Below are 16,093 nucleotides of genomic sequence, written 5' to 3'. Positions count from 1 at the left end.
CATGGGAGAGCATTGGACAGCAAATGAACTACGGGCGTATGCCCGCGCAATTCGATTGGCCCCACAACAGCGCGCGCAGATCGAGGTCAATCGGCGCAGAAGGGTGGACCGGCTGCTCGAACGGCTTCACCCGACATTGCCCGCAAAGGCTGCGCCAGAAGCCCCGCGCGAGGGGGGCAGGACATGACCATTGCCGACACGCTGCAACGCTACGAGACCGAGGCCGCCCCCATCTGCGGCTGGCCCGAATGGCAGGAGGGCGACCTACACTATCGCCTTGTACATGGCGTATGCGGATGGGCCGTTGACTGCATCCCGCCACCCTATGATGACGATGCGAAGTTTATGGCCAGCGAATTGCACGACCATATTTCAGAGCACGTCGCCCTGTGCCTGTGGCGCGACCGCTGCCGCGAATATGCGGCGAAACGGCACTGGTACATTGCCGTTGGGACAACCGGCGGCGTGTGTTATGTGGCCGTGCCGGGATCGCGCATAGCCCCGTTTGCCGATTATGACGACGCGCTGATTGCCGCTGTCAAGGAGATGAAGCCATGACGCGCTGCCCGCGATCCTCGGCCAAGTGCCCGGAGTGCTGCCATTGCCGCGAGCCGCACCGCGTGAGCGAGTGCTGCACCATCTGCGCGCAATGGGACGGCAAGACTTACCCGGTGCGAGTGGAATGCGACGGCGGCAAAAGGAGAAAGCGTGACCTGGCCTGAGTGGACGGACCTACGCGCACCCTTCCCGTGGTTCGGCGGCAAGCGCCGCGTGGCCGATACCGTATGGGCTGCGATGGGCGCAGTGGACAATTACTGCGAACCCTTTGCAGGGAGTCTAGCGGTGCTTCTGGCCCGTCGCGATGACCGATGGATGACCGGGGCGGAAACCGTCAATGATGCCGATTCGTACCTGAGCAATTTCTGGCGCGCGCTGGCGGCAGACCCGGACGCCGTGGCGCAATATGCCGACTGGCCGGTGAACGAAACGGACCTGCTTGCCCGGCACCTGTGGCTTGTCAACGAGGGGAAGAAGCGCATCGAGCGCATGGAGGCGGACCCTGAGTTCTACGATGCGAAGGTCGCGGGCTGGTGGGTGTGGGGCATCAACAGTTGGATTGGCTCCGGGTGGTGCGCGGGGAACGGGCCGTGGCAGATTGTGGATGGGGTGGTATGCAAGCCCGGCAACGCGGGCCGGGGCGTCAACCGGCAACTCCCGCACCTGGGCAACGCGGGCCGGGGCGTCAACCGGCAACTCCCGCACCTCGGCGACGCGGGCAGGGGCGTCAACCGGAAACGTCCGCACCTCGGTCAGCAGTTCAGCGTCGGCGTTGGCAGCAACAAGTTTGGCGGCGATGTTCTGACCGCGTATTTCCGCGCCCTCGCCGCCCGCCTGCGCCGCGTCCGCGTCTGCTGCGGCGACTGGTCCCGCGTGGTCACAGACGGCGCGCTCGCATACGGCGATACGGTTGGGGTATTCCTTGACCCGCCCTATCAAGGCGAGGTGCGCGCCAAAGACCTCTATCGCGTTGACGACCACAGCATCAGCAACGCCGTGCGCGAGTGGGCAATTGAGCATGGGCAGAATCCGCGATACCGGATTGTGCTGGCAGGGTACGCCGCAGAGCATGAAGCGCAGATGCCCGCAACGTGGCGCGTACACGCCTACAGCGCGAACGCCTGCTATCAGACGGCTAATGCTGATGGGGCCAATGCGGCCAACCGGCACAATGAGCGGCTATGGTTCTCTCCGGGATGTTTGGACGGTGAAGCATTTATGCCCCTGTTCGACAAGCCGAAGGCGCGGCAACTGGAACTAGCGCCCGTGGAATGCGACGGGGGGAAGAAAAGGAAGGAGAAGATATGAAAGTCTCGCCGGGCGAACTACCCGATGGCGCACCTGGCCCATGCCTATCGTGCAGGAAGGTTACAGTCGAGTTTCAGGAGAGCATCATGGCCGAACTGACGCGCAGGCAGATGGTGGATTTGATTGGACGACGGTGGAGCAGGGGCGCGCGGCCTGCATGTCTCGTCGCTGGGGTCGGGCGCAAGGTGCCCGGTGACATGACGCCAGGGGAGCTTTCCGCCGTCATGGCGCACCTGCCCCAGGGCGAGCCGTACATCCTACACCTGGAGCACATCCTTCAGCATGTGCTGATCCAGGTGAAACGCGACGGGTACATCTCGCGCTACATTCGCGGGACGGTGGGAGATGTGAAGATGCCGTCCAACGTAACCCCTTGACACGCAACAGGATGTGAGGTAGAATATGGGTGTCCAAGTAAGAGGCTGTCCATGAACCAAACTTGCAACGCGCCGAAGGATGCCGGAAACCCTATCCAATGGGCCTCCTGCTTGGACACCTTCGGCGCGTTGCTTCGCTTTGGAGCAAGACTATGAGCGGCAAGGAATGGTACACGGAGCAATGTCGTAAGCCGGAATGGCAACGTAGGCGGTTGCAGATCATGGAGCGGGACGGCTGGCAGTGTCGCTTTTGTCTCTCGTCCGACAGAACTCTTTCCGTACACCACCGGTACTACCTGCCCAAGCGAAAGCCGTGGGAGTACCCGGATTCCGCCCTGATAACGGTCTGTGAACCCTGTCATGTCCCACTACTGGAGGTGCCGCCAGCGCTGATTACCGCCGCCGATTTGGCACACGAGCGAATACTTGCCGGCGACTGCGGCGACAGCACACTGCGCACCCGCCTGGGACTCGTGCGTGAGATTCACCGGGCGCAAGGAACCCTTGAGATACCCAAGAAGGGGGACAGCCCAACATGAGCGCATGGATCAGGCTCGATACGGAGAGCACCTTTGCGGGATGGACGAGTGAATTATCGGACGCCGATTTCGGAACATGGACGCGGCTCCTGCTGGTAATGAAACTCTTTGGGCGCGGTGGAAGCATTGAACGACACAAGGCGGAAAAGCACCTACTTCACGCAAATACGAGCATGGAGTCCGTTGTAAAACTCTGTGCCAAATCTCATGGGCACATAACACTGGACACCGTTACTCTTACCGTTGGCAAGTTTGGCAGATATAACCCTGACCCCACTAACGCTTTGCGTCAAGCGGCTTACCGAAACAGGGCCGACGCACGTAACGGGGATAACGCAAGTAACGGATATAACGACGACAGGACAGGACAGGACACTACACTACGGGACAGCGCGCGTGACACCGTTACTGTCCCGAAGGAACTTGACGCGCTCGCCTTTCGTGTCTACGGGCAGACACCCATCGGGATCGGGGAAGCCCTGACACTTCACGGCGCAGATGTCGTCAAAGCCGCTATACTGGAAACCGCGAAGCGGGAAAAGAAGTCATGGCCGTACACTGAAGCGATTCTGCAACGGTGGGCGCGTGAAGGTGTTCCTGCGCCGACACTGGCCGCAACAGCAGGGCGCGCCTTTGGGCTTGTCACAAACGAGTTGGAGGCCCCGTACTGAAATGCGCCACGAGGAAACAGAGCGCGCGGCTATCGGGGCGATTCTGCTCACGGAAGACAACGCTGCGCTGCATTCCGTAGTTGCCGAGGGGTTGGAGCCTGAGCACTTCTGCAATCCAGCCTTTCGTATGATAGCCGAAATGGCTACAGAACTATCCGCACAGGGCAAGGCGGTTGATGTGATAAGCGTCGAGGCGGCGCTTGAGTCGGCTGGCAAACTTGATGCGGTAGGGGGACATGATTTTCTATGGGGCCTGCTCGATGGGCCGATGGGCGTCAGTCACGCGCAGACCTACGCCCGGATTCTGGTTGAGGACGCGCGGCTGCGCTCCGTGCAAGCGGCGGCAGAGTCGGCAGCGGTGGCCATTACGGGTGGCGCGGACATTGGCACCGTGCGCACGTCGCTGGAGGAAGCACTTCAGCGCACGTTGCCGGAGTCCGATGCGGAATCCGGCCCCATCGGTACGCTGCTGCGCCGGGGTGTTGGCTTGGAGAAGGCGAACGTCCACTCATGGGGACTTGAAACGCTGGACAAGCGCACGGGTGGCCTGCCGGAAGGCTGTCTCGTGGTGATCGGGGCATACCCAGGCACGGGCAAAACCAGTCTGACAACGCAAGTGCTGTGCAGCCTTGCGCGCATGGGAACGCCGGTTACGTTCTTCTCAGCGGAGATGAGTGCGGCGCAGGTGCTGTCCACGCTGATCGGCCGCGAGTCCCGCATCGGCGCGTCGAAGCTGCGGGCACTCGGATCAAAGGGACTTGTGGGTGACGACCTGGCGCGCGCCGGGGACGCTTCGGCAGAGTTGGCCGGACTCCCGTTTCATCTGGTCGCGCGCCGGCTGTCGGCCAGTGAGATCGCCGGGCACGCGCGCCACCACATTCGCAAGCATGGGGTGAAGGTCATGGCCGTGGACTATCTGCAACTTCTGCGCTGCGAGGCGCACGAGGAGAACAGGCGTATCGGTATTGACGCTTCAGTGAACACGCTCAAGGCTCTCGCGCAGTCCACCGGGTTGACGGTGATTCTGCTGTCGCAACTGGCGCGAGGTAGCGCACAGAACCCGCAACCGGCATCGTCACTGCTGAAGGAATCTGGCGGCATTATGGAGGCGGCAGACGTTGTGTTGATTCTCAACCGTCCGCATTTCAGAGAGGCGAACCCCTGCCCTGCCTGTGGAACGCAACGCGGCCTGCAATGCGACGAGTGCCGTGGAACGGGGCAGGTGAGTCTGGACACCGAGATCATCCTGTCCATTGAGAAGAACCGCTTCGGCGGGGTGGGCAGCGTCACACTTGGATGGAACGGACGGCTGATGAAAGTGTTTGAGAAGGAGGTACGCTTATGAGATTTCTGTTGATTGTGCTTGCCGCGTTTGCGTTCGCCGCGATATGGGAGTTCGTGTTCGACAAGAAAAAGCCTGGACCGGGCGAATGAGCAACCCGGCCCAGGCGTAACCGCTACGCCATTTTCTGATTCTCCAGCATTGCCTTGACGCCGGCGGCCTTCACCGCCGGGATCCCATACCTCTCCCACCGTTTCACGGTGTGCCATGACACGTTGAGTAGCCTTCCCATGCGCTCCTGGGACAGTCCCAAGCCCTTGCGCAAGGCCAGCACGGCTTCACCGCTCATTCCCGGTATCTCGCTCATTTCCGCTTCTCCCACCACAAGGACAACAACAAGAATCCGCATTGCCAAACGGCCATAACGAACAGCACCAGAAAGACGCGAAGCGTGTTACTCATTCCTTGCCCTCCGCTAGGGCCAGGGCGGCGCGGGCGGCCTTCATGTCCTCGATCTCTCGCATTTTCACGGCGCATTGCGCCATTGTCACGGCCGCTTGGTGATTGGAGTTCCATTGCGTGTAGCCAACGATTGCACATTCTAGCGGCGGCGCAGTTGTCCGCACGATCTTTCCCCTCGACATACCAACCCCACTCACCGTCCGCATTTCCATCGTGTAGGAGTAGTGTTTCATTGTGTGATCTCCAGTACAATCCTCGCTCCCTCTGCGGCAGAGTCCAAATGCGCCGCCGGTACACCTGTCGCTATCGTGTCAAGCGCAGCCTCGTATAGCCCACGCAGTGCCTCCACCAGCGCATCGTGTGAATTGACGGCGCGGACAATCAGCGCGGCGTTAGCGCGTTGTTCCGCCTCGCCATGTCCACGATCCGGCCACATGGTATCTGCAACCATACGGCCATCGGGGCCGCCAAACACGCGCAGGTTGTCCAATGCGTGATTGTCGTCGTCGTTGAGATACCCAGTATTCCACGGTCCGCGCGCAATGTCTGAAGCCGCTGTAACCGCGCCTTGCCATTGGCAACGAGTCGCCTCGATGCGACCTTGCTGCCGTCGCCGTCGTTTCTGCGCCACAGCGGTAACGTGTCAAGAGCGGTCACGTAGGGTTCAGGCGTTTCCATCGGACTCGCCCTCGATATAATCGCGAGGCACTTCCGCGATGCCCTTGCAGGCTAGCGACCGCAACTTCATTGGATAATTGGGTAGGCCGGGGAAGCATCTGCAATCCTTCACAGCGGCGGATACCCTGAACAACCGGAACGTCTCGCGGTACGCCTCTGGCACAAATAGTCTCGCCGCAGAAGGCGAATCTGCCAGATGGAGACCCTTGCCGCACTCATCTTTGTACTGTGCGTCCCATTCCGGGGCGACAGTCACGATACCTGTCCCGTACTGGCATTTTCCTGTCTTAAAATCTGTGCCGTCTGGGCGAGTAGATTTCCACAACGTCATGTGACCGCGCACGATTGCCAGCCCCTTGAGTTTGGCCCATACGCTCACAGACGCCGGGTACTTCACGACCGTGGTGCGCGCCTTGCCGAGCAACTTGATAACGACAGACGCGCCGAAATGGGTGACAGACGAAAACTCCCGCGCCACGACGTGCGCCGAGTCCCACGCCTCGACGTGCGCCGAGTCCCGCGCCTCGACGTGCGCCGAGTCCCGCGCCTCGACGTGCGCCGACCCCCGCGCCACGACGTGCGCCGAGTCCCACGCCTCGACGTGCGCCGACCCCCACGCCTCGACGTACGCCGACCCCCGCGCCACGACGTGCGCCGAGGCCCACGCCACGACGTGCGCCGAGGCGCGCCATGTCGCGTCAACTCGAACGCCAAATCCCGCAGTTACGGCGGCTTCAAGTTCGGCTTGCGTAGTTACAGTTTTATATTCCATCATCATCCTCTCCTCAGCGCGTTACCATGCGCGCCCCGGCCCGATGTGGGATTACTTCACCTCTGCCGTTCTTCCTTGATTACGCCCGCCAGTTCTTCCAGAGCGTAGTGATCGGGATTCGGATACCCCGCCACAACCTGAAGCGCTGCCACGGCCCGCCGATATTCCGCAACCGCAAACGCCACGCGATCAACTGCGCCCTGCATGAAAGACACCCGCTCCAGATCGGCCAGGAACGCCGCCCGGTATGCGTTGCGCTCGTCCCGGGCCGCATAGTAGCAGGCATTGCGCGCCCGCAGTTCGTCCGGCGTTGGCACCAACACGCCCTTGTCACTGTGACACAGCAGGAACCCCGCTCCGCTCCGCTGGCGATTCGACGGCTCCAAATGTGTCATACCGTACTCCCGGCGGATCACGAACCCCTCCGGTATGCCATTGGACCGCAACACCTTGCCTTGATTCTTCTCGCACCATGCCAGCACGGCGTCACGCTCTGCTATCGGCTCCACGTTCCCCTTGACCATCTCCGCAACCGTTGCAGTATTCACGTTACAACCCTTTCAATCCCGGACCCGCCGGGGCGGTTGTCAACTCAGAATCTTGACCTGGCACGCAGCGTATCCCGAATTGCGGAACGCCTCGCGCAACTGCGCCTTGTACTCGACCTTGTTCGTTCCGGGATCGGTGCCGGTGATCTCGATTGCTAGCCCTCGCCGGTGTGCCTTCCCGCCGCACACGCTGGCAAAGCCAACCGCCACGTTGTAATGCGCGGCGGTTGCCGGGACCAGCTTGCCCCGCGCAATCAGACTCGTCACGCAACCTCGATTTCCGTGTCTCGCGCTACCCATCGTCGTCTCCTCCATGCCCTACCCGCCGGGAACCGCCCGGCGCGGTTGTCAGTGCTTTGGCCTATGCGCTCCAAAGTATAGAGAGAGAAACAAGATTGCATAGCCAACCAGCAGCCCCATGCAAAAGCCAGAGCCAAAGTCTCCGCCACTACCATCCATGTCAGTCCCTCCACGTAAAGCAACCCGACCACTGCGCAAACTCCGTGACGGTCATATCGCGGATGCCACGCGCAACTGCGGGCTGGATGCTGCACGGAATGTTACCCATCTTTCCAGTACGCTTTGCCTCTTCCGCAGATCGTTGCGCAGCGCGCACTGTAGCCTCGCTCGTGCGTCTGCCGTTTCTGAGATACCAGCGTCTCGCCATCGTCGTCTCCTCCATGCCCCACCTGCCGGGAGCCGCCCGGCGCGGAGTCACCACTGGTAGTTATACAGCGTCCCGCCATTGCGGAGATGCGCGTTGATCGCGCGCCGCAGTCCGGCAATCTCTGATCGCTCTGCCCCGCGTGTCAACCGCACATCAGCAACGCAGGCCGCCGCGTCGTCAAGCACGCGTGCAAACACATAATCGCCGCCGTCCATCTGCCGCAGACTGTACGCCCGTGTCGTCGCCATCGTCGTCTCCTCCATGCCCCATGCCATTGCGCGTATCCGGCGCGCCCCGGCCCGATGTGGGATTACCTCAGAGCTTCGCCCTTGCGATTGTACACCGTCCACCACAGACCGCCGCTCATGTCAATCTTCCAGTGATGTTTGTCGGCTAGGGCCTTAGCCTTGACACATCCCCGCCCTTGCGCCGCCTCATTGCGGGCGTACATGTCCTGGGGCCATCGGCCCTTGCTGTTGTTGTTGGCCGTCCACAAGGACGTTATCCGTTCATTGAGCCTGTGAATTTCCATCCAATCGGACAGCGCATCGCTCTCCAAGCCCATACCCCGCAACCGCCAACCCGTGCATATCGCGTCCCGATCCTTGCTGATTCCCACGTTACTACCCTCCACTCCCGGACCCGCCGGGCGCGGTCTATCGCATAGAGACATAAACTCCCACCTCGTGCCCGAACTCGCCGCGCGACACCCGCAACGCCACCTGGTCAGCCTCCTCGTATGTGTCGAAATTGCGCACATCGGGTATTGGATGGATGACGTTCCAGACGTTGGCACCGAGAGCATATCCAACACGCCAGAGTCCCGGACCCCACGCACACGCCATATACCTTCTCATCGTCGTCTCCTTTTCCCTGCCCCTAGCCACTATCAGTATACAGTCTCATGCCACAATGTCCAACCGTTCTCTGTTAAATCACTGATCCCGCCACGTAGAAAAGCCAATAGAATCAGCCTGAAAAGCCATGCCAATCAGACAAAAAAGGGGAATGAAGGCATGGCAGAAGGATGAGAAAAAACACGAAATGACGATGGGTTGGTCCTACATGTGGATCCCCCCCTGGTCCTTGCCCCTGCATTGCACAGGCTTTGCATATCGTTTTACCCCTGATTTCATGGGCCTTTCAACGTCTGATAATATCAGTTATGGGCCGCCATGATGATTTCAGACAGGGGGGAAGGGGGGATGCGGCGAACGTCTTGATATCTGACTTCCCCTTTTCAATTTTCATTCTGAAACATGGCAGGGTAATCACAGAACGGCGTTGAGAATTGAGAATTGGAGTGGGATTAAGTCTTAACGCGCGCGGGTACACTGTTAACGCGCGCGCGGGGGAGCGATATTGATGTTATTATCAGACGTTGGGTAAGCATGGCAGTGCAAGGGATGCCCTACAGTGAGTGGGGGTTCGGTTTGGGTACGAAAGTACGTGAAAGGTGGCCTGCGTTCAACCTGGGGCACCGTAGAGCGTTTTACGGCATGTTCTGTGCTACCGGGCTTGGGTACTGAATCCATCCACCGGACGGTTCGGGGTGAAAGCGTTTACGGTATGCTTCGACCAGTTCCATGAGTTCGGCTTCGGGGTCGCGTTTGGAGAGGACTTCGGCATCTTGGTAGAGGCAGTCCTTGAAGAACTCGGCGGCCCCGGCGGCTGATTCGAGGCGGTCTTCGTGGTCAAGTGCGCCGCGTTCGGTGGTGATCAGGGCAAGTTGCTGCATGGCGATTGAATCTCGGGCGACGGAATCTGAGACGATCAGCCGGTGTTGGGCCATAATGGGGTCGAGTGCTGAGGTAATGCGGAGTTCCTTCTGGCCGGATGAGTGGACGCCTTCCATGTGGACGGATGCGGTCCAGCCTTTGGGGAAGGTGGGGTGCTCCCCTGCCTTGCAGGAAAGCTTGCGAATGATGGGTTCGAGCAGTCGTAAGAGGGTATCTCCGCCGAAGTTAGACTCGCCGGTGATATCGGTCACGCCATGTTCCCGGCATGAGGTGGCGATTTTCATGAGGTTTTCTGGGGTAGCGCCGCCCTTGACGCCGTTGACATGCTTCCAGAACAGCATTCCGTTGAGTTGACCCATGATGGACCATGCCAGTTCGTCTTCGCCGTGTCCGGCGGGGTCAATCCAGCAGACACAGCCCTGGTAGGGCGCGAAGTCTGCGGAGACGAACACGGGGCCATAGAACCCGTCCCCGGCGATGCCGGGAGAGGGGATGTCCTCTCTTGACGATGATCCGGCGGCGGTCTTCGTGCCCCAGACTACCAGAGTGGGGGCGAGGTCGCGGTGGAGTGACATAACGACCAGATCGTGCAGTTTGAGGGGGCGGCGGTCGCCTTCCTGTACTCCGGGCATGAGCATCAGTTGCATCGCCCATGAACGTTTGGAGATACGGAGTTGCCGCTTCAGGACGTACTCCTGCCCGAAACGGACGGGGAATACAGGGTCTCCGGGTCGGCTTGCCCCGGATTCAAGGCGTTTCAGGAGGATCGGCGCGAGTCCGGGCACGGTAGTAGGATTCGCGGGGTAGCAGATGGGGTAGGTGCGGAACTCGTACCCGCGCTGCATGAGTTTGGTGTACAGCGATTCCTCATGGTGGTATGTGCCGGTCACGAGGATTTCGGACTTCTGTTCGCTGGCGATGTGCTCGAACTCGTCGAACCGCTGTTCAAGGCGCGCGCGTTGGTCGCGGGTGATGGTGTTTTCGTCGGTCTCAACGTCGTCGGGGTTGATGAACGTCGCGCGGCTCCCCGTGCGCTGTCCTGTGAGTCCGATGGCCTGGAATGATGGGGTCTTGTCAATCAGGGCTTGCGGCACGTCGAATGCCGTCTGCGAATCGCGGTACTTGTCGTCGTTGTCCGCTGTGGGTGCCAGATGCCGCAGGAAGGGTATCCGCAGGAGCCAGCCGCGCGCCAGGTGCAGGGTTTCAAGGGCCTTGTTGGCGGACGGGGAGGACGCCAGAACGCGCTCCATTTCCGGGTTGCGCATGATGCGCCAGTCGGACAGTGCGCAGATTACCTCGGTTTTTCCGATGCCGCGCATGGCCAGGATGCCGCGGCGTTGCGGCCCGCAGGCCGCCCACCATGCCATGTCCTTCTGCACGTCGCAAGGCTCGATGCCTTTATACAGGCGCAGGACTTCGCTGTAGAAGAACACGAAGTCATCGCGGAGTTTGTTCAGGTAGAGGCGCAGTTCCGCTTCGGTCATGCGACCGCTTCGTCCTTCAGATCCTCATTGGACATGGGCGGCATGGGGTGGATGCGCAGTTCATCGGCCAGTTCGGCTAACGTCTGGCCCTCGACGGGCTTGCGGCTGATGCCATTGTCCTTGAGCAGTTGCCGGGCGACGTTCAGGTGCGAGGCGGATGCGGCGACTTTGCGGATTTCCCCTGTCTTCTGGTCCACGGCGTCCACGCCATTCCTGATGGCGTCAAGCAAAGCGCGCGCCAGTTCATCGGACAGGTCACGTAGAACCGGATCGGCGTCAGGCATGGGATTTCCTCCGTTTGGCGCGTCGCTTCTTCACGGCGGCAGTGGCAATCGCCCCGGAATGGGTGTTGCTGAACACAGCCCGCCAGATTTCGTGCTCGTGTTCCGTCAACGTCTTCCCGTTCATCTTGCGCGGCATGTTATCGCTCCTTCAGGGGAACTGCGGACTTCGGCGGCAACCCGGAATGCCCGATCCCATAGTTGGTGACGTTACTGAACAGGAACATGTTGCTCCACGGCATCATGCGCCTAAACTGCTGCGCGTTCTGCTGAGAGAATACGGTATCGCTGCGCGTCATGGCCTTCATGGCCCCGGACTCCGCTTCCCATGCGCCCTGAATCAGTGCGCCCGACGGGGTGGATGCGATTCCGAATGTCTGTAACCCTGTGGTACGGTAGGTGTTGGCAAAAATCGGGTCTTGGCCCAGCGTGTAGGCCGAAGCGTCAATCAACGAAGGCATGATCGAGGACCAACCGGACCGCTGGAACGCGCCCGCGGCGAGTGAACGCGGGGTCATGTACCGCTTGAGATATTCCTCCTTGTCCGGGCGGCCCAGGGCGTTGGAATAGACTATGCCTGTGCCAATCAACCCGCCGTAGAAGTAGGACATGGCGGCCCCGCTGATGGCTTCCGCGTCGTGCAGGTAGACGCCGCGCAGAAGGTGCTGACGCCACGCCGCCAGATTGAAGAACCGGAATTGCAGGAACGAACGCGCCAGTTCCCCCGACATGAAGCTCGACAGCATCATGGGGTTCGGCTCGATGATGGACTGTTCTGCCCCGCGCTGCACCCCGGCATACAGCTTGGCGAATGCCGTCGGATTCTTCCAATTCTCAGGGTTCAGTTTGATGAATCGCCGTCCGGTCATCGGCCCGGCGGTCGCTTCGACCGCACCGGGTTCCTGCATGGCGGAAAGAATCTGGTCGTAGTCGCTCTCGGACCAACCCATGAGGCCAAGCCGCTTGGTGGAAATGCGCTGACCGCCGTAGGCGTCGTCAAGAACGCGCTGGAGAATCACGGCGCGAATGCCAAGTTTCTGCCGCGCGTCAATGGCCCGGAAGCCCGACCACTTCAGCGTCGCTTCATGCGCCTGGTCAAGCCAGCGGTCTACGCGGCCAAGTGCCGCCTCTGGCCGCGATACCCAATCGTCGGGCGTCATATGCGCGAAATGTCCCCAGCCCGTGTCGCAGGCATACAACGCCTCAATTCCTGAAAGGGTGGCATTGGACAGTTTGCCGGAAAGCGCATCGCGCTGCAAGGACATGAGCGCGGGGAACTGCTTGTTGAACGCGGCAGGCCCAAACTCAGCCTGCATGAATGCCGTGTCGGGCAACTGCGCCGCGCCAAAACGCATCCCGAACACGACCGTCGCGGCCTTGCGCAGCCGCTTGAGCGTGAGAAGGGCCACGCGCGCGCCCTCGGACGCCGGTTCCGGGTGTGCGGGCATCCCCAGCACAAGTCGGTGCATCGTCTCAAGCCGTGCGGCCTGGTTGCGCTGCTTGAACGCGGCCCACTTCTTGCCCACGGCGGTCTTGGCTTCGTGCAATGCCGACCACAAGGCCCGCTTGTTGGCGTCGGCAATAATCTGGCGCATTTCGGGAACATGCCAGTTCTCCATCCAATCCCCGCCCTGCTCGGTCGTCCAGTCGGCGATGATTCCCGTCTTCGCCGGGGTCGGGGTGTCAATGTACTCGGCATAGGCCGTGCGGACGCGCCATTCCATCAGCGCGCCCCAGAAGTTGTTGATCGTCCGGCGCGTGAGGTTGTTGAAGTCACGGTCCAGCAGGTCGCGCAGGCGCAGGGTCTTCCCATCCTTGCCGGGGATCTCAGCCCAATAATCCACCATCATTCGTCCCTTGACGATGCCCTTGTTCTGCTTCGCCGCGTTCCATGCGTTTATCATGCTGGTCGCCTCGTCGGCGTTGTGCCCGGCGTTCTCAAGAATATTGCGGAGCATTTCCGTCTCGCTCCCCTTGAACCGCCAGAAGTGATTCTCCCCGTCCAGTCCGCGCGAAAGTGTGTTCTTGACGAGTGCATTGGCGAACGAATCGGCCAACTTCGGATTCAGTTCCGGGGTCTCATTCATAAGGCCCTTGACGATGACGGCATGGACGTAATCTTCCCCGTGCTCGGCGAACGCGCCAAGCAACTGATCCTGCCGCCAACTGCGCATGAGGTAGTTGTCAATCCGATTCTCCGGCGTGAACCCAGCAAGTTTCTGGCGCATCCCGCGCTCCCAGAGGCCGTTGTCCAGTTCCTTCCACGCCTTGACGACATCGGCGATTTCCGGGTCCGCCTCGATCATGGCCTTCAGGCGCACGGGGTCGGCGTTGGCGGCGTCGGCGCATGTCTGGTTCAGGGTGCGCTCAATGTCAATGTCTGATAATCCACGCGCCTTCATGCGCTTGCGGAATGCCGTAAACGCCGGTTCATAGGCGTAGGTGATCTTCATGGCATCCACGGCGCGGTTCAGCATCAATCCTTCGTAGGCACTGGCCCAATGCGTCGCCCCAGTCTCGTCGGGGAACAGGTTGCCCGCCAAGCGCCGCGCCAGTCCACGCTGTGCAGGTTCACCCTGCCCCAATTTGGCGCGCAAGTCAAAGGACAGGATGCCCAGCCAGCCGCGCGGCCCGGCATACTCGCGCCCCAACGGCATGTTTTCCACCTGCCCTACGGCATCAAGGTAGGCGTCCACGAAGTCCTTGCCTTCGACCGCCCAGTGCATCTTCTGCGCGCCGGGGCCGCCGGGCAGTTCCCCGCCCTCTGCGATGGGGATGTACTTCTTCAGGGAAATCGCCAACTTCTCTTTGGCAAGTTTCTCGTAAGTGCGCACCGTTTCTGGCGATATGCCAAGCTGCTTCGACAGCGCGCGGTAGGTCGCCTTGTCGTCCGCCATCAGTCGGGACAGAGCAATCTTCTTCTGAACGTCCGTGAGTTCGTCAACTGCGGCGCGCACGTCGGAGTTCAGCGTGTCATACAGCGCCACTTCGTCAGGTTCAAGAACTGCGCCGCGTGGCAGTGGTGCGGCCTTGCGGCTATGCAGCGCCGCCTTTTCCGTCTTGATGCGCTCCCCGGCGTTGATGAGGTGGTTCTTGATGACCTTGCCCATCCATGTCGTCGGTTTTTCTTTCGACGGGTCATACTGGCCCCACTTCGTAGCTACGTGCGTCATGGCGTCGCTGATGGCGTCGTCCAAGTTGGCCTTCTGCAACCGGCCCTTGTACCACTTGCGCACAGTCTGCGCGACGAACGGCATGTGGTCGAATGCCGCGTTCGGGCGCGCGACCACTTCGGCGGCGGTCGGCACGGGGGCCTGCAACGCGGCAGCGGCTTTCGGGGATGGCAGCGCGGCGGTAGGCTTCTGCGCGGGCGCGGGCAGCATCTTTGCCGTCTCGCGCGCCTTCTGCGCTTCGGTGTAGAGCATGGGGCGTAGCCATTCCGTCCCCTGCGGCTTCACTGTACCCGTCACGGGCTTTGCCGCCGGCGGGGCGATGGGTGCGCCTTCAACGATGTCGGGGATAATGAGCGGCGCGGTGCCGAAGGGAGTCTTGGCCCGAAGGCCCGCCTCGGTGATGATGGCGTCGCCCAACTTGCCCGGCTGGCGCAATGAGGCTTCTATCGCCTCATGCGACTTGAACCCGCCGCCGGGCATACCGTTCGCTTCCTCGATGATCCGGTTCATCTGCGCGATGTTCTGCGCGGACGCCTTCTGAAGGCGCGCCACTTCCGGCAGCGGGCGCACGTCGGCGTAGTATTTCTCGCCCTTTGCCGTGAGTTTGGCACCCGCTTCGACGATATCGGAAAGCTCCTGCTCCTTCATGGCCTTGACGGCCTGCGCACGGTAGGGGTCAAAGGCCGCCCCGAATGCCGCGCCAAACGCAAAAGCCGCCGACATGGAATACGCCGCGGTGCTCACGTCATAGTGCGGGTCATAGATCATCCGCGGCACGTCCATGACGGCGGCGGCGGGGACGTTGAACAGGCCCGCCCGCATGGCCCGGCCCATTCTGCCGAAGCGTGACGCCGATACCCATGAAGCGCCAAAGCCGCCGGTGAAGGTCGCAAAGGCAACGTTCGCCGGGTCCAGCGCGCTGGCGGCAAACTGGCCGATAGTGCCCGGCCAACCCATCTCGCTCAATCGCTGGCCGCGCTTGAGTTCCTGGCGGTACTGGTCGGCAATCAAGGTCGCATGGCGGTCGGACACGGCGCGCGTCAACACCTTCGTCTGGTACTCGTCGGGCAGGTCGCCCATGATCTGCTTCTGAATCTCAGGCGTCCACCACTGCTCGACTGGCTTGGGGTCAAGCCAGAAGAAAATCTTGCGTAATCGCGCATCGTATTCTTCCGGCGTGTCATGCGACCAGAAATACCCTACGCTGTTGTTGCCGTAAAGGTCTGCAATGGTGCCCCAGAGATTGTCCTGCCAAGTCGCCTTTTCGCGCACCCACTTCCCGTCCACCTTGACAAACGCGCCAAAGGCGTAGCGTTCCTTGCGCGCCTGAACTTCGTCCCAGTGCCGCTGGATAAGCCAGTCCTTCGGGGCGTTGGGAGGCTCCTTGCGGCTGGCGATGGAATTGAAGATGGCCGCGTGCATCCGATCTGCGGCTTGTAATTTCATCATCAACGCCTGCCCCAATTGGCCCGGGTCCACGGCGGGAACGTACTCGCGCTGCGTCCGCATCAACTCGGGCGTAAACGTGTCCGGCATGGATGGGGTCGCGTTGGG

22 protein-coding genes are annotated in these 16,093 nt (G+C 61.2%); 8 read left to right on the top strand and 14 right to left on the bottom strand.

Translation table 11 applies throughout. The features are described from left to right. Position 1: 1 nt before the first annotated feature. The 8 genes from WC683_06915 to WC683_06880 all read left to right on the top strand — a co-directional run bounded on the left by WC683_06915 (position 2) and on the right by WC683_06880 (position 4,798). A complete protein-coding gene (locus WC683_06915; GenBank protein ID MFA4972327.1) occupies positions 2–187 on the top strand; it encodes a hypothetical protein in 186 nt (61 codons plus the stop codon). After that, positions 184–558, top strand: coding sequence for a hypothetical protein (locus WC683_06910; protein MFA4972326.1), 375 nt, complete (start codon positions 184–186; stop codon positions 556–558). The genes WC683_06915 and WC683_06910 overlap by 4 nt, the downstream gene beginning before the upstream one ends. Then, complete coding sequence (locus WC683_06905) at positions 555–722, top strand: hypothetical protein (GenBank protein ID MFA4972325.1); 168 nt, start codon at positions 555–557, stop codon at positions 720–722. The genes WC683_06910 and WC683_06905 overlap by 4 nt, the downstream gene beginning before the upstream one ends. Next, entirely contained in the window at positions 709–1,866 is a 1,158-nt protein-coding gene (locus WC683_06900; GenBank protein ID MFA4972324.1) for a DNA adenine methylase, read from the top strand. The genes WC683_06905 and WC683_06900 overlap by 14 nt, the downstream gene beginning before the upstream one ends. Positions 1,867–1,952: 86 nt before the next feature. Further along, positions 1,953–2,243, top strand: a complete 291-nt coding sequence (locus tag WC683_06895) for a hypothetical protein (protein MFA4972323.1) — start codon at positions 1,953–1,955, stop codon at positions 2,241–2,243. Between the two features lie 98 nt (positions 2,244–2,341). Beyond that, a complete protein-coding gene (locus WC683_06890) occupies positions 2,342–2,782 on the top strand; it encodes a hypothetical protein (GenBank protein MFA4972322.1) in 441 nt (146 codons plus the stop codon). Then, positions 2,779–3,453, top strand: coding sequence for a DnaD domain protein (locus tag WC683_06885; protein MFA4972321.1), 675 nt, complete (start codon positions 2,779–2,781; stop codon positions 3,451–3,453). The genes WC683_06890 and WC683_06885 overlap by 4 nt, the downstream gene beginning before the upstream one ends. Beyond that, positions 3,368–4,798 (top strand): replicative DNA helicase, encoded by a 1,431-nt coding sequence (locus WC683_06880; GenBank protein ID MFA4972320.1) that lies wholly within the window; start codon positions 3,368–3,370, stop codon positions 4,796–4,798. The genes WC683_06885 and WC683_06880 overlap by 86 nt, the downstream gene beginning before the upstream one ends. A gap of 112 nt (positions 4,799–4,910) precedes the next feature. Here the strand turns inward: WC683_06880 and WC683_06875 are convergent, their stop codons facing one another. From WC683_06875 to WC683_06810, 14 genes are all read right to left on the bottom strand, one after another. Continuing rightward, positions 4,911–5,102 carry a hypothetical protein gene (locus WC683_06875; GenBank protein ID MFA4972319.1) on the bottom strand — a complete coding sequence of 64 codons (192 nt, stop codon included), beginning with the start codon at positions 5,100–5,102 and terminating at the stop codon, positions 4,911–4,913. Between the two features lie 91 nt (positions 5,103–5,193). Continuing rightward, a complete protein-coding gene (locus WC683_06870) occupies positions 5,194–5,430 on the bottom strand; it encodes a hypothetical protein (protein MFA4972318.1) in 237 nt (78 codons plus the stop codon). Next, positions 5,427–5,828, bottom strand: coding sequence for a hypothetical protein (locus WC683_06865; protein MFA4972317.1), 402 nt, complete (start codon positions 5,826–5,828; stop codon positions 5,427–5,429). Before WC683_06865 ends, WC683_06870 begins: the two co-directional genes overlap by 4 nt. Before the next feature lie 33 nt (positions 5,829–5,861). Beyond that, on the bottom strand, positions 5,862–6,650 hold the full coding sequence (locus WC683_06860) for a hypothetical protein (protein ID MFA4972316.1): 789 nt from the start codon (positions 6,648–6,650) through the stop codon (positions 5,862–5,864). A 53-nt stretch (positions 6,651–6,703) separates the two neighbouring features. Further along, on the bottom strand, positions 6,704–7,195 hold the full coding sequence (locus WC683_06855; GenBank protein MFA4972315.1) for a hypothetical protein: 492 nt from the start codon (positions 7,193–7,195) through the stop codon (positions 6,704–6,706). 39 nt (positions 7,196–7,234) lie between these two features. After that, entirely contained in the window at positions 7,235–7,495 is a 261-nt protein-coding gene (locus WC683_06850) for a hypothetical protein (GenBank protein MFA4972314.1), read from the bottom strand. 160 nt (positions 7,496–7,655) lie between these two features. Next, complete coding sequence (locus WC683_06845) at positions 7,656–7,862, bottom strand: hypothetical protein (protein ID MFA4972313.1); 207 nt, start codon at positions 7,860–7,862, stop codon at positions 7,656–7,658. Positions 7,863–7,909: 47 nt separating this feature from the next. Beyond that, complete coding sequence (locus tag WC683_06840) at positions 7,910–8,110, bottom strand: hypothetical protein (protein MFA4972312.1); 201 nt, start codon at positions 8,108–8,110, stop codon at positions 7,910–7,912. Positions 8,111–8,172: 62 nt separating this feature from the next. Then, a complete protein-coding gene (locus tag WC683_06835) occupies positions 8,173–8,481 on the bottom strand; it encodes a hypothetical protein (protein ID MFA4972311.1) in 309 nt (102 codons plus the stop codon). 37 nt (positions 8,482–8,518) lie between these two features. Then, the gene (locus WC683_06830) at positions 8,519–8,719 is read right to left on the bottom strand and encodes a hypothetical protein (GenBank protein ID MFA4972310.1); all 201 of its coding nucleotides are present in this window, start codon (positions 8,717–8,719) and stop codon (positions 8,519–8,521) included. Between the two features lie 635 nt (positions 8,720–9,354). Next, on the bottom strand, positions 9,355–11,085 hold the full coding sequence (gene terL / locus WC683_06825; GenBank protein ID MFA4972309.1) for a phage terminase large subunit: 1,731 nt from the start codon (positions 11,083–11,085) through the stop codon (positions 9,355–9,357). Beyond that, positions 11,082–11,369 (bottom strand): hypothetical protein, encoded by a 288-nt coding sequence (locus tag WC683_06820; protein MFA4972308.1) that lies wholly within the window; start codon positions 11,367–11,369, stop codon positions 11,082–11,084. The genes terL and WC683_06820 overlap by 4 nt, the downstream gene beginning before the upstream one ends. Continuing rightward, a complete protein-coding gene (locus WC683_06815) occupies positions 11,362–11,505 on the bottom strand; it encodes a hypothetical protein (protein MFA4972307.1) in 144 nt (47 codons plus the stop codon). Before WC683_06815 ends, WC683_06820 begins: the two co-directional genes overlap by 8 nt. Before the next feature lies 1 nt (position 11,506). Then, positions 11,507–16,075 carry a sigma-70 family RNA polymerase sigma factor gene (locus WC683_06810; GenBank protein MFA4972306.1) on the bottom strand — a complete coding sequence of 1,523 codons (4,569 nt, stop codon included), beginning with the start codon at positions 16,073–16,075 and terminating at the stop codon, positions 11,507–11,509. Positions 16,076–16,093: the final 18 nt, after the last annotated feature.

The organism is bacterium (genome assembly GCA_041648665.1).
GTDB lineage: Bacteria > UBA10199 > UBA10199 > 2-02-FULL-44-16 > JAAZCA01 > JAFGMW01.
Note: the sequence above shows the minus strand (reverse complement) of the source record. Positions and strands in the feature narration are given on the sequence as shown.